Source organism: Stenotrophomonas sp. P2112 (genome assembly GCF_041897515.1).
GTDB lineage: Bacteria > Pseudomonadota > Gammaproteobacteria > Xanthomonadales > Xanthomonadaceae > Stenotrophomonas > Stenotrophomonas sepilia.
In genome coordinates this window covers 1086023-1105096 of sequence record NZ_CP169216.1, presented here as the reverse complement: position 1 = coordinate 1105096, position 19074 = coordinate 1086023, and the positions used below count along the sequence as shown (strand labels likewise).

General features: G+C 67.7%; 20 protein-coding genes. 17 read left to right on the top strand and 3 right to left on the bottom strand.

Going from position 1 to position 19074, the window contains the following annotated elements; translation table 11 throughout:
* Window positions 1–2 precede the first annotated feature (2 nt).
* Genes sufC through ACEPA4_RS05185 form a run of 3 tightly spaced genes read left to right on the top strand, consistent with a single transcriptional unit; the run spans window position 3 to window position 3282 of the window.
* Window positions 3–767: a Fe-S cluster assembly ATPase SufC gene (gene sufC, locus ACEPA4_RS05195; protein WP_019337095.1), complete on the top strand. Its 765-nt coding sequence runs from the start codon at window positions 3–5 to the stop codon at window positions 765–767.
* The gene (gene sufD / locus ACEPA4_RS05190; RefSeq protein WP_171955866.1) at window positions 767–2029 is read left to right on the top strand and encodes a Fe-S cluster assembly protein SufD; all 1263 of its coding nucleotides are present in this window, start codon (window positions 767–769) and stop codon (window positions 2027–2029) included. The genes sufC and sufD overlap by 1 nt, the downstream gene beginning before the upstream one ends.
* Window positions 2026–3282 (top strand): cysteine desulfurase, encoded by a 1257-nt coding sequence (locus ACEPA4_RS05185; RefSeq protein ID WP_005415596.1) that lies wholly within the window; start codon window positions 2026–2028, stop codon window positions 3280–3282. Before sufD ends, ACEPA4_RS05185 begins: the two co-directional genes overlap by 4 nt.
* Window positions 3283–3297: 15 nt before the next feature.
* Here ACEPA4_RS05185 and ACEPA4_RS05180 read toward each other — a convergent pair whose 3' ends face one another.
* Window positions 3298–3849 (bottom strand): transposase, encoded by a 552-nt coding sequence (locus ACEPA4_RS05180; protein ID WP_374083045.1) that lies wholly within the window; start codon window positions 3847–3849, stop codon window positions 3298–3300.
* Here ACEPA4_RS05180 and ACEPA4_RS05175 point away from each other — a divergent pair.
* The 14 genes from ACEPA4_RS05175 (at window position 3763) to ACEPA4_RS05110 (ending at window position 17577) form a co-directional block, all read left to right on the top strand.
* Window positions 3763–4065: a hypothetical protein gene (locus ACEPA4_RS05175; RefSeq protein ID WP_262090491.1), complete on the top strand. Its 303-nt coding sequence runs from the start codon at window positions 3763–3765 to the stop codon at window positions 4063–4065. The genes ACEPA4_RS05180 and ACEPA4_RS05175 overlap by 87 nt on opposite strands.
* 90 nt (window positions 4066–4155) lie before the next feature.
* Window positions 4156–4695 carry a GNAT family N-acetyltransferase gene (locus tag ACEPA4_RS05170; RefSeq protein ID WP_065177925.1) on the top strand — a complete coding sequence of 180 codons (540 nt, stop codon included), beginning with the start codon at window positions 4156–4158 and terminating at the stop codon, window positions 4693–4695.
* Window positions 4692–5024, top strand: a complete 333-nt coding sequence (locus tag ACEPA4_RS05165; protein ID WP_005415593.1) for a non-heme iron oxygenase ferredoxin subunit — start codon at window positions 4692–4694, stop codon at window positions 5022–5024. Before ACEPA4_RS05170 ends, ACEPA4_RS05165 begins: the two co-directional genes overlap by 4 nt.
* Before the next feature lie 175 nt (window positions 5025–5199).
* Window positions 5200–5604, top strand: coding sequence for a hypothetical protein (locus ACEPA4_RS05160; protein WP_262090483.1), 405 nt, complete (start codon window positions 5200–5202; stop codon window positions 5602–5604).
* A 149-nt stretch (window positions 5605–5753) separates the two neighbouring features.
* Window positions 5754–8045, top strand: a complete 2292-nt coding sequence (locus tag ACEPA4_RS05155; RefSeq protein ID WP_095376988.1) for a TonB-dependent siderophore receptor — start codon at window positions 5754–5756, stop codon at window positions 8043–8045.
* Window positions 8046–8116: 71 nt separating this feature from the next.
* Window positions 8117–8836: a tetratricopeptide repeat protein gene (locus ACEPA4_RS05150; protein WP_005415590.1), complete on the top strand. Its 720-nt coding sequence runs from the start codon at window positions 8117–8119 to the stop codon at window positions 8834–8836.
* Window positions 8837–8846: 10 nt separating this feature from the next.
* Window positions 8847–9524, top strand: coding sequence for a Fe2+-dependent dioxygenase (locus ACEPA4_RS05145; protein ID WP_065196583.1), 678 nt, complete (start codon window positions 8847–8849; stop codon window positions 9522–9524).
* Between the two features lie 164 nt (window positions 9525–9688).
* Entirely contained in the window at window positions 9689–10090 is a 402-nt protein-coding gene (locus tag ACEPA4_RS05140; RefSeq protein ID WP_262090485.1) for a hypothetical protein, read from the top strand.
* 145 nt (window positions 10091–10235) lie between these two features.
* Window positions 10236–12656, top strand: a complete 2421-nt coding sequence (locus tag ACEPA4_RS05135; protein ID WP_171955864.1) for a TonB-dependent receptor domain-containing protein — start codon at window positions 10236–10238, stop codon at window positions 12654–12656.
* Between the two features lie 169 nt (window positions 12657–12825).
* On the top strand, window positions 12826–13464 hold the full coding sequence (locus ACEPA4_RS05130) for a PepSY-associated TM helix domain-containing protein (RefSeq protein ID WP_053496843.1): 639 nt from the start codon (window positions 12826–12828) through the stop codon (window positions 13462–13464).
* A gap of 40 nt (window positions 13465–13504) precedes the next feature.
* Entirely contained in the window at window positions 13505–14023 is a 519-nt protein-coding gene (locus ACEPA4_RS05125) for a DUF2271 domain-containing protein (protein WP_065177931.1), read from the top strand.
* Between the two features lie 121 nt (window positions 14024–14144).
* Entirely contained in the window at window positions 14145–14948 is an 804-nt protein-coding gene (locus ACEPA4_RS05120) for a DUF4198 domain-containing protein (protein WP_053496840.1), read from the top strand.
* Window positions 14949–15004: 56 nt separating this feature from the next.
* A complete protein-coding gene (locus ACEPA4_RS05115) occupies window positions 15005–15976 on the top strand; it encodes an FAD:protein FMN transferase (protein ID WP_139726787.1) in 972 nt (323 codons plus the stop codon).
* Window positions 15973–17577 (top strand): sulfite reductase subunit alpha, encoded by a 1605-nt coding sequence (locus ACEPA4_RS05110; protein WP_065196586.1) that lies wholly within the window; start codon window positions 15973–15975, stop codon window positions 17575–17577. Before ACEPA4_RS05115 ends, ACEPA4_RS05110 begins: the two co-directional genes overlap by 4 nt.
* A gap of 116 nt (window positions 17578–17693) precedes the next feature.
* On the opposite strand, the gene ACEPA4_RS05105 is transcribed toward ACEPA4_RS05110, so the two are convergent.
* Window positions 17694–18302 carry a HutD family protein gene (locus tag ACEPA4_RS05105; protein WP_088496716.1) on the bottom strand — a complete coding sequence of 203 codons (609 nt, stop codon included), beginning with the start codon at window positions 18300–18302 and terminating at the stop codon, window positions 17694–17696.
* 34 nt (window positions 18303–18336) lie between these two features.
* The gene (locus tag ACEPA4_RS05100) at window positions 18337–19062 is read right to left on the bottom strand and encodes a murein L,D-transpeptidase catalytic domain family protein (RefSeq protein WP_069139006.1); all 726 of its coding nucleotides are present in this window, start codon (window positions 19060–19062) and stop codon (window positions 18337–18339) included.
* Between the last annotated feature and the right edge of the window lie 12 nt (window positions 19063–19074).

Sequence of the window (19074 nt, the reverse complement as noted above, 5' to 3'; positions counted from 1 at the left end):
CCATGCTGAAGATCGAAAACCTCCACGCCCGCATCGGCGACAAGGAAATCCTCAAGGGCCTGTCGCTGGACGTCCAGCCGGGCCAGGTGCACGCCATCATGGGCCCCAACGGCGCCGGCAAGTCCACCCTGGGCAATGTCCTGGCCGGCCGCGACGGCTACGAAGTGACCGAAGGCAGCGTGCAGTTCGACGGCGTCGACCTGCTGGAGCAGGACCCGGAAGCGCGCGCCGCTGCCGGCCTGTTCCTGGCGTTCCAGTACCCGGTGGAGATCCCGGGCGTGAACAACACCTACTTCCTGCGCGCGGCACTGAACGCCCAGCGCAAGGCACGCGGTGAGGAGGAACTCGATTCCATGCAGTTCCTCAAGCTGGTGCGCCAGAAGCTGGCCGTGCTGCACCTGAAGGACGAACTGCTGCACCGTGGCGTCAACGAAGGCTTCTCCGGCGGCGAAAAGAAGCGCAACGAGATCTTCCAGCTGGCCGTGCTGGAACCGAAGCTGGCGATCCTGGACGAAACCGACTCGGGCCTGGACATCGATGCACTGAAGAGCGTGGCCGATGGTGTCAACGCACTGCGCGCTGCTGATCGCTCGTTCCTGGTCATCACCCACTACCAGCGCCTGCTGGACTACATCAAGCCGGACGTGGTGCACGTGCTGGCCGATGGCCGCATCGTCAAGAGTGGCGGCCCGGAGCTGGCACTGGAGCTGGAAGCGCACGGCTATGATTTCCTGAAGGACCGGGTCGTGCCCGAGGCGGCGGTCTGATGAGCGCCCTGCTTGATTCGATGGCCCAGGCCTTCTGTGGCAGCGATGCGCGCCGCGAAGTGCTGGATGCGGCCCTGCGTGACGGCCTGCCGGCCGCCCGCAACGAAGCCTGGAAGTACACCTCGCTGCGCCAGCTGGAACGCCGTGCGTTCGCGGCTGCACCGCTGCAGGGCCCGGCGCTGGACGCCGCCCTGCTGGAGGACATTCCGGCACCGCGCCTGGTGTTCGTCAATGGCCGCCTGGACGCCGCACTGAGCGACGTGCAGGCCCTGTCGGCCGGCGTGCAGCTGCAGCCGCTGTCGGCTGCACTGGCTGCGGGCGAGGACGCCGTGCGTTTCCTCGGCCGCCGCTACGAGCGCAGCGAAGAGATCTTCGCCCGCCTCAATGCCGCGCTGGCCGATGAAGGCGTGGTGCTGCGCGTGGATGAAGGCGTGCAGGTCGAAGCGCCGCTGCAGCTGGTGTTCGCCAGTGTGGCCGGCGAGACCGACCTGGCCTGGCATCACCGCCACCTGATCGAACTGCGTGCCGGCGCCAGCCTCGGCGTGGTCGAGCACCGCTTCAGCGTGGGTGACTCCGCCCACCTGGACAACACCGTGCTGCATGCCCACGTCGCGCGCGACGCCGTGCTCAAGCACGCCCGCGTGCAGGCCGGCAGCGCGCGCCAGACCAGCTTCCTGCGTACCGACGCGGTGCTGGCCCGCGACGCGCAGTACCACCGCGTCGACCTGGAACTGGGCGCCGCGCTCAGCCGCCATGAACTGAACGTGCGCCTGGAAGGCGACAACGCCCAGCTGACCGCCAACGGCGTGCTGCTCGGCAATGGCCGCCGCCACGTCGAGACCCGGCTGGGTATCGATCACATCGCGCGCGATACCGCCTGCGAACTGCTGTGGCGCGGCGTTGCCGCCAACCGCAGCCGCGTGGTGTTCCATGGCGGCATCCAGATCCGCGAAGGCGCCGACGGCACCGATGCGAACCTGTCCAACAAGAACCTGCTGCTATCGGCCGACGCCGAGATCGATACCCAGCCGACGCTGGTTATCGACGCCGATGAAGTGAAGGCCGCGCATGGCGCCACCGTCGGCCAGCTCGATGCCAATGCGCTGTTCTACCTGCGCTCGCGCGGCCTGCCGCAGGCACAGGCGCAGGCGCTGCTCAGCGCCGCGTTCTGCCATGAGCCGCTGAAGATCCTGCCGGAAGCCCTGCGCGAGCAGCTGGCACGCCGTTTGGACAAGGCCCTGGCCGAGGCGGGTGTGGCATGAACCTGTCCACGCCGCGCCCGATCGAAGAACGCACCGGCGCGCCCGACTGGGACCGCGTCCGCCTCGACTTCCCGCTGCTGATGCGCGAAGTGCACGGCAAGCCGCTGGTCTATTTCGACAATGCCAACACCGGTCAGAAGCCGGTGCAGGTGATCGGCGCGGTGGACGAGTTCTACCGCCGCTACAACGCAAACGTCAGCCGCGCGGTGCACGCGCTCGGCAGCGAAGCTACCGACGCCTACGAAGGCGCGCGCAACACGCTGGCCCGCTTCCTCAACGTGCGCCCCAGCGACCTGGTGCTGTGCAGCGGCACCACCTTCGCCATCAACCTGGTGGCGTATTCGTGGGCGCTGCCGCGGCTGAAGGCCGGCGACGTGATCCTGGTGTCGCGCATGGAGCACCATGCCAACATCGTGCCGTGGCAGCTGGTCGCGCAGCGTACCGGTGCCACCATCCGCGTGGCCGAGATCACGCCTGACGGTGCGCTGGACCTGGATGCGCTGCGCGCGGCGATGACCCCGGAGGTCAAGCTGCTGGCGGTCACCCATGTCTCCAACGTGCTGGGCACGGTCAACCCGGTGCGCGAGATCTGCCGCGAAGCGCGCAAGCGCGGCATCATCACCGTGGTCGATGGCTCGCAGGCGGTGCCGCACCGCAAGGTCGACGTGGCCGCGATCGGCTGCGACTTCTACGCCATCACCGGCCACAAGATGTGTGGCCCGACCGGTACCGGCGCGCTGTGGGCCCGTCGCGAGCACCTGGACGCGATGCCACCGTTCCTCGGCGGCGGCGAGATGATCAAGGAAGTCAGCTTCGACGGCACCGTGTTCAACGACGCCCCGCACAAGTTCGAAGCCGGCACCCCGAACATCGCCGGTTTCATCGGCCTGGGCGTGGCCGCCGACTACCTGCAGCAGCTTGGCCAGGACAACGTGGAAGCGCGCGAAGCCGAACTGCTGGCGCACTTCACCGAAGAGCTGCGCCGCGTCGATGGCCTGCGCATCATCGGCCAGGCACCGGAGAAGGCGGCCGTAGTCTCGTTCCTGATCGATGGTGCGCATGCGCACGACCTGGCCACCCTGCTCGACCTGGAGGGCGTGGCCGTGCGCTCGGGCCAGCACTGCGCACACCCGCTGCTGCAGTACTTCGGCGTCGCCGCCACCTGCCGCGCCTCGCTGGCGTTCTACAACACGCACGCCGAGATCGAGCGGTTCATGACCGCGCTGACCAAGGTACGCAAGCTGCTGGGGTAACCCCAGCAGACGGGGTCAGATCCCTTTCGCATCGCGAAAGGGCTCTGCCCCCGCTAGCGAACCGGCCAACCATCGCTGCGACCGCAATGCTCGCCGGATCTCCGCCACATCCGCGGCAGGAATTCCCTCCTCGATGAACGCCGCATAGCGCCTGCGCCGTTCATCCAGATCCAGGGCAATCAGTTCGAATGCCGAATGCGGCTTGAGCAGCGCATTCGGCCTGCCGTGCGCATTCGCCCGATAGCTCGACCAGCGATAGTCCCCTGGGCGCGCCACCCTTCCCGCACGGACAGGGTTGAGCTCGATGTAGCGCTGGCAGGCCAGCAGATAGCGATCCGTATCGACCAGCGTCGAGTAGAAACGCCCCTCCCACAGGGTTCCCGTGCGGCCCTGCCGATCATTCACCCGCCGCACGTAGGTCCGGCTCACGGCCTGCATCATCCGTGACAGCCCGCCGGAGACATCAGGCGTCACCAGCAGATGAACGTGATTGTCCATCAGCACGTACGCGTGGACCCGGCAGTGCTGCTGGTCCGCGTGCTGGCACAGCAGGCGCAAGTAGGCCACACGGTCGCCATCGGTGAAAAACACGGGCTGGCGATTGTTGCCACGTTGAACGACATGTTGCGGGTGACCGGGCGCATCGATGCGTGGTGGCCTTGGCATGGGCTTCTGCTGGGAACAGGGGTCAGAGCCCTTCGCTGCGCAAAGGGATCTGACCCCGAGCATCTGCCGATTCCGGGCCCGCGCCAGTCGGTCCATGGCCTGCCGTTGAGTCAGTAGATACCGGGGTCAGATCCCTTTCGCGTTGCGAAAGGGATCTGACCCCACTCCCCCATTTGCGCCCGCCCACTGCCCACCTAGAATGCCCCCATGAGCACCCTGACCTTCCGCGCCGCCACGCCGGCCGACATCCCCGCCCTGATCGCCCTCGTCACCTCGGCCTACCGTGGCGACGCCAGCCGCGTGGGCTGGACTACCGAAGCCGACCTGCTGGATGGCGCCCGCATCGACGCCGAAGGCATCCAGGCCGACCTGGACCGCCCCCGCTCCACCATCCTGCTGGCCGAGCGCGAAGGCGTTCTTGTGGCCTGCGCCCACGTTGCCGACGTTGAGGGCAAGGGCTACTTCGGCATGTTCTCGGTCGACCCCGCACAGCAGGGCGGCGGCGTCGGCAAGCAGCTGATGGACGCCGCCGAAGCCCACGCCGCACGCGAATGGAACGTGCCGGTGATGCAGATGACGGTGATCGACGTACGCGACGAACTGATCGCCTTCTACGAGCGTCGTGGCTACCAGCGGACCGGCATCAAGAAACCCTTCCCATATGGCGACGAACGCTTCGGCATCCCCAAGCGTGACGACCTGCGCTTCGAGATCCTGGAAAAACCGCTGGCCGGAGCGGCCGCGTGAGCGATACCTGGACCTTCGTGTGCGCCAGCAACGAGCTGCTGCCCGGTGAAATGAAGAGCGTGTTCGACGAGGTGACCGGCACCCCGATCGTGGTGTTCAACCTCGACGGCGAGCTGTACGCGCTGGAAGACCAGTGCACGCACGAGGAATTCGAGCTGTCCTCGGGCGAGTTCAACACCGCCGAAGGCAGCGTGGAGTGCGTGCTGCACGGCGCGCGCTTCGACGTACGCGATGGCCGCGCCCTGTGCGCACCGGCCTATACCCCGGTGCCCAAGTTCCCGGTGAAGCGCGAACACGACGCCGTCTGGACGCGCGACGACCGGGATTGAGGCGGCGCCCCGACCTGGGGTACCCACCCATGGGCTGGATCTGCAGGAGGCCCCGCAAGGGCCTTCGCAGGGCGTTCCCCGGCCGCCCCGGCGTCCCGCAGCACCCCGTACATGCGAATCATTATCGTTGATGTTATTCTACGTAACATCTTCGTAACGACTTCGCCCTCGCGCCATGGCATCGCCCGCGCCCACTGCCACGTTGTGCCAGCTCGCCCGCCAGGGGTGGCCACTGGCCGTGGCCGTGCTGCTGACGCTGCTGCTGGGCTGGTCGGCGCTGCACGAAGGACGCAGCAACGCCCCGACTACCCAAGGGTGGCAGGCACATGCCGAAGGGTTGCGCCAGGTCATGCCATTGCCGACGCCGTCGGCAGACGAATGCCCGCAACATGCTGCACCTGCACCGGAGCCGCCGCTTGATGGTGAGGGCAACACGCCCTGCACCGGAGTGGCACCCCTGCGCGCGCCCCTGGTCGCACATATCCCGCTATGGCGCTCCGATGCCCTGCGCCGGCAACTGCACGATCCCGCACTGCGCTTGAACCCCGGCCACGCACCGCCCGCACCGCACGCCAGCTGAGGCGCCCTGCGGCTGTTGCCGTGCGCCTGAAGTCGTTCGCCGCATCGCCGGGCATCAGCTCGGCTCTACAGAAGACGCTCCCTCCCTGTCGTCGCGCTGTCTGCGCTTCGGCCTTCGCCGTTTCCCGATCCACGCCACTACCCAAAGCCATGACCCACATCACGTCCCGCAAGCACGCCCCGCGCGTTTCCCTGCTCGCCACCGCCACCCTGGCCGCAGGCTTCGCGCCGCTGGCCGCGCAGGCTGCCGACAGCGCTGATGCCGCATCCAGCAAGGCCACCGACCTGGACAAGGTGCAGGTGCGCGGCAGCTGGTTCAATCCGTCCTCGCCGAAGTTCACCGCCGAACTGCTGGACACCCCCAAGTCAGTGTCGATCGTGTCGGAGAAGCTGATCGCCGAAACCGGTGCGACCAACCTGCAGGATGCGCTGCGCATGGTGCCGGGCATCACCTTCGGTGCCGGCGAAGGCGGCAACCCGACCGGCGACCGCCCCTTCATCCGTGGCTTCGATTCGCAGAGCAACGTCTTCGTCGACGGCCTGCGCGACGTCGGCTCGCAGACCCGCGAGATCTTCGACCTGGAGCAGGTGGAAGTGGTCAAGGGCCCGAGCTCGGCCTACGGTGGCCGTGATTCCGGTGGTGGCAGCCTGAACCTGGTGAGCAAGACGCCGAAGCTGAAGAACGAGACCAGCGCCAGCATGGGCATCGGTACCGACAGCTACGCACGCGGCACCGTGGACGCCAACTACGTGCTGGGCGACGGCATCGCCGCGCGCCTGAACCTGATGAAGCACGAATCGGACATCGCTGGCCGCGACGCCGCCAATGTCAGCCGCTGGGGCATCGCACCGTCGATCGCGTTCGGCCTGAACGGCCCGGCGCAGCTGATCGCCAGCCACTACCACATGCAGAGCGATGACCTGCCGGACGCGGGTGGCTTCCCGTATGGCAACCCGAACGGGGCGCCGGCCTCGAAGTGGGTCGATGGCCGCCCGATGGTGCCGGACCGCAACAACTACTACGGCCTGGTCGATCGTGACTTCCAGCGCACCCGCGCCGACATCAGCACCCTGGATGCCAGCTACGATTTCGGCGGCCACAAGCTGCGCAACATCGCGCGCCTGGGCAACACCAGCAACGATTACCTGTGGACCCAGCCGGACGACAGCCAGGGCAACCCGAACAACTACGGCACCCTGTGGCGCCGTACCAACGCCCGCGCCGTCGACGTCAAGAGCTTCGCCGACCAGCTGGGCCTGACCGGTGCCTTCCAGACCGGCGCGCTCAAGCACAGCTACAGCGCTGGCGTCGAATACAGCGACGAGAAGATGACCCGCGGCAGCTACCTGATGACGCCGGGCACCAGCAACCCGCTCACCGGCAACAGCAAGTGCCCGACCACCGGCGCGGCCACCGGTTACAACTGCACCGATTTCGCCAATCCGGATCCGCGCGATCCGTGGGCAGCCACCCATTCGGTGTACCGCAGCGACAAGGCACTGGACGTCGAGCAGCGCACCAGGACCACCTCCGCCTACGTGTTCGACACCATCGAGCTCAATGAGCAGTGGATGATCAACCTCGGCCTGCGCTACGACGACTTCCGCACCACCCTGACCACCCCGGTGGCCGGCAAGGCACCGACCCGCGTGCGCAACAGCAACGACTTCCTGAACTACCAGGCCGGTGTGGTGTTCAAGCCGGCCGCCAACGGCAGCATCTACCTGTCGTGGGGCACCTCCTCGACCCCGCCGGGCATGGACGGTGGTGACGGTTCGGACGGCCTGAGCGCCGCCGTGGCCGACCTCAAGCCGCAGGACACCAGGAACCTCGAACTGGGCACCAAGTGGGACCTGTTCGACCAGCGCCTGAACCTGACCGCAGCGATCTTCCACACCGTGATGAACAACGCACGCGTGACGGTCGACAACGGCACCAGCCAGAACGCCGGCAAGAAGGAGATCAACGGCTTCGAACTGGGCTTCACCGGCCAGCTGACCGACGCCTGGAGCCTGTACGGCGGCTACACCTACCTGGACTCGGAACTGAAGGACAACGGTTTCGTCTGTGGCGCACCGGTGGGCCGCACCTGCCCGTCCAACGTGTACGTGCCGTCGCCATACAACGGCAACGTGTTCCCGAACACTGCCAAGCACAGCGCCAACCTGTGGACCACCTACCGCTTCCCGATCGGCCTGACCCTCGGCGCCGGCGCGTTCTACTCGGACAAGCAGTACGGTGATGTCGCCAACACCAAGTGGATCCCGAGCTACACCCGCTTCGACGCGATGGCCAGCTACGCGATCCAGGACAACATCAGCCTGCAGCTCAACGTGCAGAACCTGACCGACAAGACCTACTTCACCAAGGCCTATGCCTCGCACTACGCGAGCATCGCCCCGGGTCGCTCGGCCACCCTGGCACTGAACGTCAAGTTCTGATGTAACGGCGCTCCACCACGGCGGCAGGGGCTCCTGCCGCCGTTTTTGTTTCCGGCGATACTCACCCCATCATGGCACCCCGTACCCCCATCGACAGCGACGCCCTGGCCGAGCTGCTCCAGCACGATCCACAGGCTGCGTTCGCACGCGTGCGCGACGCCGCACAGGCCGGGCAGGTCGATGCACAACTGCTGCTCGCGCAGATGCACATGGAAGGTAAAGGCACCGCGCAGGACGCCTCGGCTGCGCTGCTCTGGTACGAAACCGCCGCCAACAACGGCGCGCCGATGGCGATGAACATGCTCGGCCGCTGCCATGAGCTGGGCCAGGGCACCACGCCCGATCCCACGCTGGCCGCGGTGTGGTACCGGCGCGCGGCCGACACCGGGCTGGACTGGGGCCTGTACAACCTGGCCAACCTGCTGGCCACCGGCCGCGGCGTGCCCCAGGACCGCGCGCAGGCACTGGCCCTGTACACCCGTGCCGCGCACCTGGGCCATGCCAAATCGATGAACCTGCTGGCCCGGCATCTCGAAGACGGGCTGGATACCGCGGCTGATCCGCAGGCGGCGCTCGCCTGGTACCAGCGCGCGGCCGAGGCCGGTGATTTCCGCGGCCAGGCCAACTACGCCTCGATCCTGCTGCAGGCCGGCCAGGTCGAGCAGGCCGTGCACTGGCTGCGGCTCGCCCTGGCGCACGGCAGTCCGGCGTTCATGGCGCACATCGTGCCGGAACTGGCCGCGTCGCCGCATCCCCAGGTGCGCGCCCTGATCGCACCGCCGTCCCTCTGAGGAGTCCCGCATGCTGCTGCACATCCCCGACATTCTCAGCGCCGACCAGGTCGCCGGCTTCCGGCGCCGCCTCGACGACACCGATTGGACCGATGGCCGCGAAACCGTGGGGCATCTGGGCGCACAGGCCAAGCACAACCAGCAGCTGCCCGAGGCTTCCCCGCTGCGCCGCGAACTGGGCGAGATCATCCTCGTCGCGCTGGCCCGGCACCCGCTGTTCTTCAGCGCCGCGCTGCCGCTGAAGTACCTGCCGCCGCGCTTCAACCGCTACAGCGGTGGCGGCGCCTATGGCTACCATGTCGATGGTGCGGTGATGAACCTGGCCAATGGCGAGCAGCTGCGCTCGGACATCTCCTGCACCCTGTTCCTGTCCGCGCCCGAGGAGTACGAAGGCGGCGAGCTGATCATCAGCGACACCTACGGCGAGCACGAAGTGAAGCTGCCGGCCGGCGACCTGGTCGTGTACCCGTCCAGCAGCCTGCACCAGGTGCGGCCGGTTACCCGTGGCGCACGCGTGGCTTCTTTCTTCTGGGTGCAGAGCATGATCCGCGACGACGTGCAGCGCCGCCTGTTGTGGGAAATGGATGGCTCGATCGAGCGCCTGCGGCAGACCGGCGGCGACGCCGAGGCGATCCTGCAGCTGACCGGCGTGTACCACAACCTTTTGCGGCGCTGGAGCGAAGTCTGAGCCTTGCCGGGCCGGCCTGCGGCATTTTGGCAATCATTCTCATTTGCAACAGCTAACGGCTCTCATTACAATCACGCCCCGTTGATGCCGGCCGCTGCCGGCAGACCCCTGGGGACCCCTGCTTGCTGCGTCCGCTTCGCCCTCGCCCACTCATCCATCGCAAGATGGGCACCGCCATGCGCGGCCAGCGTCCGGCGCTGGCCAACCTGCTGGCATGGGTGGCGATGCTGGCGTTGCTGCTGGGCACCCTGCCACTGCTGCCACAGGCCCAGGCCGGAATGGCCATGCAGATGCCGCTGGAAGAGCGCGGTGGCGAAAGTCCCCTGCAGGAAGAGGCGCCGGCCAAGCTGCGCCGCTGTGCCGCCACCCCGGTGAAAGCGGCCGAGCAGGCACACCCGCCGTTGCTGCTGGCCAGCCACTGGCTGCGCACTGAACTCGAACTCGTACCCGCCACGCCGGCCATGCCCGGCGTGCGCCCGGACTGGCCGCTGGCCGCTCCGGACACGCCCTGGGCCGATGCGCCCGGGCGCCGCCAGCAACGCGGCCAGGCGCCGCCGCTCGCCTGATCCACGGCCTGGCGTGACCGCCTGCGCGGTCGCGCCTGCACGCCGCTGTCTGCTTCATCCCTGCCGCCCCTGACCGGGCCTTCCGTGCCTGCCGCGCCCTTCGCGCACGGCATCGCGCCACCCTGCATCCTTCGAGGTAACTGCCATGGCCCAGCGCCATCGTGTCCGTTCGTCCCTGTCCCGTACCCTGCTGACCAGCGCCGTGCTGGCGGCTTTCGCCAGCCCCGCCTTCGCCCACGGTGACGCCGCCGGCGCACCGCAGACGCTGGACAAGGTGGTGGTCACTGCCTCCGGCTTCGAACAGAAGGTGATCGATGCCCCGGCCAGCATCAGCGTGGTCAGCCGCGAGGAACTGAGCAAGCGCCCCTATACCAGCCTGGTCGACGCGCTGCGCGACGTCGAAGGCATCGACGTGGGCCTGGAAGCGACCGACAAGAACGGCCGCGCCACCGTGTCGATGCGCGGCCTGCCGTCCGAGTACACCCTGGTGCTGATCGACGGCCGCCGCCAGAGCAATGTCGGCCAGATCTATCCGAACAACTTCGGTGGCGGCCAGTTCGCCTACCTGCCGCCGCTGGAGGCGATCGAACGCATCGAAGTCGTGCGCGGGCCGATGTCCACGCTGTACGGCTCGGACGCGATGGGCGGCGTCATCAACATCATCACCCGCCGCAACCAGGACAGCTGGCACGGCTCGGTCAGCCAGAGCTTCACCGTGCAGCAGGACGACCAGTTCGGCGATGCGCGCACCACCGACCTCTACCTCAGCGGCCCACTGCTGAAGGACCGCCTCAGCCTGGCGGTACGCGGCAGCTACTACGATGCCAAGGCATCGAACCCGGAATGGGATGCATTGTCCCTGCCCGACGGCAGCCTGTGGGAGCGCAGCATCGGCTTCGGCGGTGGCGGCAAGTCGGTCGCCAACACCAACTGGAATACCGGGGTGCGCCTGGACTTCCGCATCAACGACGATCACGAACTGTGGCTGGACTACGACGTGTCGCGGCAGAAATACGACAACAGCGAAGGCCAGACCGGCACGCTGGACAGCCTGGCCAGCCTGTGGCGCGTCGGCAATGCGGTGATCCCCAACCCGAACGGCAGCGGCACCGTCACCCGCCGTGTGGTGCAGCCGCGCGTGGGCTACACCGCCTACCAGCGCTACGAGCGCGATCAGCTATCGTTGACCCACCAGGGCCGCTACAGCTTCGGCACCTGGCAGACTTCGCTGACCCACAGCAAGAGCAGCAATCTCGGCCGTTCTCTGCCGCTGACCCTGGACGAGCGTGCCAACCTGCAGACGCTGTGGAATGACGTCTGCCGTCGCACCGGCGCTTCCAACAACTGCGCGGCCGGCCGTGGCAATGCGCTGGCCGCACTCCATCCCAGCGAGATGGCGCGCCTGCAGGCGTTCCTGCCGCGCCCGCTGCGCACCATGGAACTGGAAGGCTACGTGCTCGACACGATGCTCGACCTGGACTTCGGCGCACACAAGCTGACGGTGGGTGGCCAGTACAACAACACTGACATGGTCGATGGCGTGTTCGGCATGGATGGCGCCGGCTACCGCAGCAACGTCAAGCAGAAACACCGCATGTGGGCGCTGTTCGCCGAGGACAACTGGGCGCTGACCGACACCCTCACCGCCACCTTCGGCCTGCGCTACGACGACCACAACGTGTTCGGCAGCCACGTTAGTCCGCGTGGCTACCTGGTGTGGAACGCCAGCGATGCGTGGACCTTCAAGGGCGGCGTCAGCACCGGCTACAAGACCCCGCGACCGGACCAGCTGTTCCCGGGCATCACCGGCTTCGGTGGCCAGGGCGTGCTGCCGTTGGTGGGTTCGCCGAACCTGAAGCCTGAAACCAGCACCAACTACGAGCTGGCCGCCTACTACGAGGGCCAGCGCTGGGGCTTCAACGTCACCGGCTTCTTCAACACGTTCGAAGACAAGATCGCCAGCGGCGGCACCTTCCCCAACTGCGAAGTGGCGCGCGCCGGCAGCGGCTACTGCGTGGACATCGGCCCGGGTTGGGCGGCACTGGGCTACAGCACCTTCACCCAGAGCGTGAACATCGACAAGGCCGAGACCCGCGGTGCCGAACTGGCCGCGCATGTCGACCTGCTCGACACTCTGCAGCTGCGCGGCAACTACACCTGGACGAAGAGTGAGCAGACCAGTGGCGCACAGAAGGGGTTGCCGATCAGCGGCACCATGCCGGCAAGACACATGGCCAACGCCAGCCTCAACTGGCAGATCAATGAAGCGGTCAGCCTGTCGCTGATCGGTGAGGGCCGCTACGACCGCTACCGCGACACGCTGCTGGATGCCAACGGCGCCAGCCACACCCGCTACTACGAGGACTACACGATCTTCCATCTCGGTGGCAGCTGGAAGGCCACGCCCTGGCTGACGGTGAACGCGCGGGTCAACAACCTGCTCGACAAGGATTTCGTCTCGCAGTCGTGCCTGTTGATCAGCCAGAGCGAATTCAACTGCGTGGACGACTATGCGACCAAGGACCAGCGCCGCAGCTACTGGATTTCGCTGAACGCGAAGTTCTGATCGCCGCGCCCTGCTCCTGCTCCACGCATGGCGTGGATCTACCGATCGGTAGTGCCGGCCGCTGGCCGGCCCCCCGGAATGCCTGCTCCGGGATACAGAACGACACGCAATTGCGAGCTATTCTCATCAATGATGTAATGGGCAGTCCCCGTCCGCTTCGAACCGTGCCGTGAGCCGTCCTGCCTCTTCCACCGTGCAGCAGCAACAGAACCGTGGCTTCTGGCTGCGGACGCTGCACCAGTGGCACTGGATCAGCTCCGCAGTTTGCCTGATCGGCATGCTGCTGTTCGCGGTGACCGGCCTGACTCTTAACCATGCCGCGAAGATCGAGGCCAAACCCCAGGTGCAGAACCAGCACCTGGAACTGCCGGCCGCGCTGCTGGGCCAGCTGGGCACGCGCGAGGACGGCAACGCGCCGATTCCGCGCCCGGCCCGGCAATGGCTGGACACGCAGCTGGGCATCGCCATCGGTGGGCGCCCGGCCGAGTGGTCGGCCGAGGAGATCTACCTGTCGCTGCCGCGCCCCGGTGGCGACGCCTGGCTGAGCATCGACCGCGAAACCGGCGCGGTGGAGTACGAATCGACCTCGCGCGGCGTGGTCTCCTACCTCAATGACCTGCACAAGGGCCGCAACGCAGGCCCGGCGTGGGGATGGTTCCTGGACCTGTTCGCCGTGGCCTGCCTGGTGTTCTGCATCACCGGCCTGTTCCTGCTGCACCTGCATGCGCGGCAACGGCGCATGACCTGGCCGCTGGTCGGCCTCGGCCTGATGATCCCGCTGTTGATCGCCCTGCTGCTGATCCACTGACTTCCACCGTGAATTCCATCCGTTCCTCCGGAGCCGCCCCATGCGCGTCACCCTGACCATCGCCCTCAGCGGCCTGCTGGCCACCTCGCCGGCCTATGCCACCACCCTCGACATCAACGTCGAAGTGCCCAAGCTCAACGTGGCCGAGTACCACCGCCCGTATGTGGCGGTGTGGCTGGAAGGCGCCGACCAGAAGGTCGCGGCCAACCTGTCGGTCTGGTACCAGCAGACCAGCAACAGCGAGGGCCACGGCACCAAGTGGCTGCCCGACCTGCGCCAGTGGTGGCGCAAGAGTGGCCGTACCCTGCAGGTGCCGGTGGACGGCGTGACCGGCCCGACCCGCCCGGCCGGCAGGCACGCACTGTCGTTCAGCGACAGGCAGCCGGCACTGAAGCAGCTGGCCCCAGGCAACTACACACTGGTGGTGGAGGCGGTGCGCGAAGTCGGCGGCCGCGAACTGCTGAAGATCCCCTTCACCTGGCCGGCCACCGCCGCGCAGAACGGCAAGGCGCAGGGCGCCACCGAACTGGGTCAGGTCACCCTGTCCGTCAAACCGTAATTGTCTGAGCCGGGGTCGGATCCCTTCCACAGGAAGGGCTCTGACCCCATCGCCACATCCCCGGGATCAGAGCCCTTTCCGTTGGAAAGGGATTCGACCCCTTCCAACTGGAGTCTTCCGCATGAAGCGCACGCTCGTCCTCGCCGCCGCCCTGGCCGCTGCCCTTCCCTTCTCCGCTCTGGCCCACAAGGCCTGGCTGCTGCCCTCGCAGACCGTGATCGCCGGCAACGCACCGTGGATCACCGTCGACGGTGCGGTCTCCAACGACCTGTTCTACTTCAACCACGTGCCGCTGCGACTGGAATCGCTGGTGATCACCGCGCCGGACGGCAGCACCGTGCAGCCGCAGAACGCGACCACCGGCAAGTACCGCAGCGTGTTCGACATCGAACTGAAGCAGCCGGGCACCTACCGCATCGCGTCGGTCAATGATGGCCTGTTCGCCACCTACGAGCAGAACGGCGAGCGCAAGCGCTGGCGCGGCAGCGTGGCGACCCTTGGCGAACTGCCCAAGGACGCGAAGAAGCTGGAACTGAGCCAGTCGGTGGGCCGCGTGGAGACCTTCGTCACCAACGGTGCGCCGAACGACACCGCGCTGAAGCCGACCAACCGGGGTATCGAGCTGGTCGCTGTTGGCCACCCGAACGACCTGTTCGCCGGCGAGGAAGCCACCTTCCGCGTGCTGGTCGATGGCAAGCCGACCGCCGGCCTGGAGTTCGAGATCGTGCGGGGTGCCACCCGCTACCGCAACGCACAGGACGAACTGAAGCTCACCAGCGACGCCAGGGGCGAGATCAAGGTGACCTGGCCGGAAGCCGGCATGTACTGGCTGGAAACCGGCACCGAAGACAACAAGACCTCGGTGAAGCAGGCCGCCAAGCGCCGCCTGAGCTACGTCGCCACGCTGGAAGTGTTGCCGCAGTAATAGATGTGGACCGCGATGCCGGGCAGGCCCCGGCATCGTGCCTGCGGTAGACCACCATGACCGATCCCCAGCTCGACATCGCCCGCCTCGGCGGCACCACCATGGGCACCACGTGGAGCGTGTCGCTGGTCGCGCCGCGCCAGCGCGACCTGCATCCACTGCATGCCGGCATCCAGGCGCGGCTGGATGCGGTGGTGGCGCAGATGAGCACCTGGGAGCCCGGCTCGAACCTGAGTCGCTACAACCGCGCCAACGCGGGCCAATGGTGCGTGCTGCCGGCCGAGACCCGCCACGTTCTGGCCTGCGCACAGGCCATCGCTGCCGCCAGTGGCGGCGCCTTTGATCCCACCATCGGTCCGCTGGTTGCGCTGTGGGGCTTCGGTGCACACGCCGGCGAACGCCGCCAACCCGATGCCACCACCGTACAGGCCACGCGCGAGCGCTGCGGTTGGCGGCGCCTGCAGTGGCAGGGCGATGCGCTGCTACAACCGGGTGGACTGCAACTGGATCTCTCTGCGATCGCCAAGGGCTTCGGCGTCGATCACGTGGCTGCCTGGCTGCGAGGGCAAGGCATTGCGGCAGCGCTGATCGAGGTCGGCGGCGAGCTGGCCGGCTACGGCCGCAAACCGGATGGCCAGCCGTGGCGCGTGCTGGTGGAGTCCGCACCGGAAGAAGATGCGCGGACCGACACCCCGCCTCGCGTGCTGGCACTGGATGGCCGGGCGGTGGCCACCTCCGGCGATCGCTGGCACCAGTACCACGCCGATGGCGAGGCTTACAGCCACAGCCTCGATCCGGGTACTGGCAGGCCGGTGCGCCAGGTCGCTGCGGCAGTCACGGTGGTGGCCGGCGATGCGATGCACGCCGATGCCTGGGCAACCGCGCTGACCGTACTCGGTCGCGACCAGGGCATGGCGCTGGCCGAGCGCGAAGGCCTGGCGGCGCGCTACCTGCATCGCGCAGCGGATGGCCCACTCGAATTTCTCAGCAGCGCCTTCCAGCGCCTGCTCGACGAGCAAGGCGCATGAGCACCCGTCCGTCGCGCGCGTGGCTCGGCAACGCTCTGGTGCTGTTCCTGCTGGCAGTGATCGGCTGGGCGCTGCTGCGGCTGCATCTGGGCGAAGCCTGGTGGCAGGGCGCGCCACCGGCGCGGCAGTCGCAGATCGCGGTGCTCGCTACGGCGTTGTATGCGCTGGCCTGCGCCGCACTGTGGTGGCGTGGGCGACCGCGCGACCATGCTGCCTCTGGCGATGCCGCACCGATCCTGCTGGTCTGGTCCAGCCAGACCGGCTTCGCGCGCGAGCTGGCCGAACGCAGTGGCGAGGCATTGCGTGGTGCCGGCGTGCCGGTGCGCGTGCGCGGTCTGCATGAGGTCGACGCCGCCTTGCTGGCCGGCAGCCAGCGTGCATTGTTCATCGCCAGCACCACCGGTGAGGGCGATCCGCCTGACCACGCGCTGCCGTTCCTGCGCGATGTCATGGTCTCGCCGCCTTCACTGCAGCACCTGCACTACGGCGTGCTCGCGCTGGGCGACCGCAGCTACGGCCACTTCTGCGGATTCGGCCACCAGCTTGACCAATGGCTGCGGCAGCACGGCGCGCATGCGCTGTTCGATGTGATCGAGGTCGACAACGCCGATCCGGCAGCGCTGCGTCATTGGCAACAGCTGCTGGGACAACTCGGTGGTGGCGCCAGTGAAATGCCCGACTGGAGCCCGGCCGAATACCAGCCGTGGACGCTGCTGCAGCGCGAACATCTGAACCCGGGCAGCCCCGGCGGTCCAGTGTACTGGTTGCGCCTGCGGCCACCGGCCGGCGCAGATGTGCAGTGGCAGGCCGGCGACATCGCCGAGATCGGCCCGCAGCATGCGTCGCACACCGTGCGTGCCTGGCTGGACGCACAGCGCTTCGATGCGGACAGGGTGCTGGACGACGGGCAGACGTTGCTGGCACGCGTCGCGCGCTCGCACCTGCCTTCATTGGTTCCCCCGGGTGATCTGCCCGCGCTGCTGGCGACCCTGCAGCCGCTGCCGCATCGCGAGTACTCCATCGCCTCAGTGATGGCCGACGGCGCGGTGGAGCTGCTGCTGCGTCGCCAGCTTCGCGCCGATGGAACACCCGGCATCGGCAGCGGCTGGCTGTGCGACCACGCCGCACTTGGCGAACCGGTGCAACTGCGCCTGCGCCGCAACGACAATTTCCATGGCGTCGCCGCCGAGGTACCGCTGCTGCTGATCGGCAACGGCACCGGCATCGCCGGCCTGCGCGCACACCTGCACGAACGCGTACGCAGTGGCGCGCGCCGTACCTGGCTGCTGTTCGGCGAGCGCACCGCCGCGCATGACTTCCATTTCGGCGAAGAACTGCAGGCGATGCTGGCCGATGGCACGCTGGCGCGGCTGGATGCAGTGTTCAGCCGCGATGGCGGTGTGCATCGCTATGTGCAGGACCGCCTGCTGGCCGAAGCAGCAACACTGCGGCAGTGGGTGGATGAAGGCGCGACGATCCTGGTCTGTGGCAGCCTGCAGGGCATGGCCCCGGCGGTGGATGCGGTGATCGAGCAGGTGCTGGGGACTGCGGACAAGGAAGCGCTACTGCTGGCCGGTCGTTACCGGCGCGATGTGTATTGAGGTCGCCCCATCCACGCATGGCGTGGATCTACTGAACGGCGTGTCCAGGCAGGGTGGCAACCGCAGTGCAAGTAGATCCACGCCATGCGTGGATGGTACCCACCGGCGCCCAGGAATCATCCCGCCGCCGCACTGACCCGGATCGCCAGCAACTCGCCCCCGCCCTGCAACGCATGCCTTTGCCGTTCACCGGCCGCCAACCACGCGGTATCGCCAGCGTGCATCGGCGGCAGACCGCTGTCAGCTCCAAATTCGGCATGACCGGCCAACAGGTAAAGCGCCCAGGCCACGCCTGGTTCGCAGAAGAAGAACATCGAGCCCACCAGCGGCCGATGCAGGAGTTCGGCCTGCAGCAGGTCGCGCTTCCACATCAGGTTGAAGTCGTGGGTGGTGCCGTCGACCAGTTCGCCGTGCAGCGTTTCCTCGCCCGCAAAGCGCACGCGCCCATGCGGCGGCAGGACTTCGGCCACGCGGCCATCCTCGAAGCGCAGGCGCACGCCATTGCCCTGCAGCAGCACCAGCTCGCGCTCCACGCCGGGAAACGCGGAGAACGCGGCGTCCAGCTCGATCTCGGCCACCGACAGGCGCAGCGCCCAGTCGTCGCCCTGCGCAGGCAGGCGCAGGATCTCGCGCGTCCAGCCCAGGCCGTTGCGCCAGCGTTCGCGGCGGTAGTCCAGGCGGGAGATGACCTGGCTCGGAGTGTGCAGCAGGGAGTCGACGTTCATCAGCGCATTGCATCACGCCGCGCGCCATCGTGCATCACCGCGTGGCCAGCGTGCCCTGGCCGCCGCACCCGCCGGCCAGCAGCTGCGAGTGTTTCAACCAGTCCTGGTCGGGGTAATAGGCGAACACCATCGTGCCGCCACGCAACGCATCGATCAGTGGCTTGGCCACCGACAGGCGCACCGCCGGACAGCCCAGGCTGCGGCCCAGCCGCCCCTGCAGCTGCGCGGTGGCCGGGTTCACATATGGCGCGCCGTGGATGACGATCGCGCGTTCGCGCGCGCGGTCATTGAAGCCCGGTTCCAGCCCGGCCAGGCGCAGCGAATACCCGTTGCCGCCCATGTAGGTCTCCTGCGCGGTGAACGCGCCGAGGCTGGACATGAAACTGCCATCGCGGTTGGAGAAGTGCTCGGTGCGGTTCTCGCCGCTGTTGCGGCCATGCGCCACCCATTCCTCGAACAGCAGGCGCTGGTGGGCCAGGTCGAACACCCACAGGCGCGGCTCGGTGGACGGCCGCGAGTAATCGATAACGCTCAGTCGATCACCGTTGATGCCAAGCTCCGGCCGCTGCAACGCACAGCGCATGGCGTGCGCCGCCAGCTGCAACACGTGGCGGTCGGCCTTGGGCGCACTGCGCGACAGCAAGGCAGCCAGATCATCGGCACTGGTGGCGAGGGCGGGCGTCTGTGCCAGCGCCGGGGCGCTGGCCGAGGTCGCCAGCAAGCCGAACGCGGCCAGCCGGCACAGGCGGGATGCAGTCATGGGCACAACGAA

Excerpts from the sequence above, each read along its gene's own strand:
- sufC (WP_019337095.1), top strand. The coding sequence starts at position 3 with ATGCTGAAGATCGAAAACCTCCACGCCCGCATCGGCGACAAGGAAATC.
- sufD (WP_171955866.1), top strand. The coding sequence starts at position 767 with ATGAGCGCCCTGCTTGATTCGATGGCCCAGGCCTTCTGTGGCAGCGAT.
- ACEPA4_RS05185 (WP_005415596.1), top strand. The coding sequence starts at position 2,026 with ATGAACCTGTCCACGCCGCGCCCGATCGAAGAACGCACCGGCGCGCCC.
- ACEPA4_RS05175 (WP_262090491.1), top strand. The coding sequence starts at position 3,763 with ATGAACGTGATTGTCCATCAGCACGTACGCGTGGACCCGGCAGTGCTG.
- ACEPA4_RS05170 (WP_065177925.1), top strand. The coding sequence starts at position 4,156 with ATGAGCACCCTGACCTTCCGCGCCGCCACGCCGGCCGACATCCCCGCC.
- ACEPA4_RS05160 (WP_262090483.1), top strand. The coding sequence starts at position 5,200 with ATGGCATCGCCCGCGCCCACTGCCACGTTGTGCCAGCTCGCCCGCCAG.
- ACEPA4_RS05155 (WP_095376988.1), top strand. The coding sequence starts at position 5,754 with ATGACCCACATCACGTCCCGCAAGCACGCCCCGCGCGTTTCCCTGCTC.
- ACEPA4_RS05150 (WP_005415590.1), top strand. The coding sequence starts at position 8,117 with ATGGCACCCCGTACCCCCATCGACAGCGACGCCCTGGCCGAGCTGCTC.
- ACEPA4_RS05145 (WP_065196583.1), top strand. The coding sequence starts at position 8,847 with ATGCTGCTGCACATCCCCGACATTCTCAGCGCCGACCAGGTCGCCGGC.
- ACEPA4_RS05140 (WP_262090485.1), top strand. The coding sequence starts at position 9,689 with ATGGGCACCGCCATGCGCGGCCAGCGTCCGGCGCTGGCCAACCTGCTG.
- ACEPA4_RS05135 (WP_171955864.1), top strand. The coding sequence starts at position 10,236 with ATGGCCCAGCGCCATCGTGTCCGTTCGTCCCTGTCCCGTACCCTGCTG.
- ACEPA4_RS05125 (WP_065177931.1), top strand. The coding sequence starts at position 13,505 with ATGCGCGTCACCCTGACCATCGCCCTCAGCGGCCTGCTGGCCACCTCG.
- ACEPA4_RS05120 (WP_053496840.1), top strand. The coding sequence starts at position 14,145 with ATGAAGCGCACGCTCGTCCTCGCCGCCGCCCTGGCCGCTGCCCTTCCC.
- ACEPA4_RS05115 (WP_139726787.1), top strand. The coding sequence starts at position 15,005 with ATGACCGATCCCCAGCTCGACATCGCCCGCCTCGGCGGCACCACCATG.
- ACEPA4_RS05110 (WP_065196586.1), top strand. The coding sequence starts at position 15,973 with ATGAGCACCCGTCCGTCGCGCGCGTGGCTCGGCAACGCTCTGGTGCTG.
- ACEPA4_RS05105 (WP_088496716.1), bottom strand. The coding sequence starts at position 18,302 with ATGAACGTCGACTCCCTGCTGCACACTCCGAGCCAGGTCATCTCCCGC.
- ACEPA4_RS05100 (WP_069139006.1), bottom strand. The coding sequence starts at position 19,062 with ATGACTGCATCCCGCCTGTGCCGGCTGGCCGCGTTCGGCTTGCTGGCG.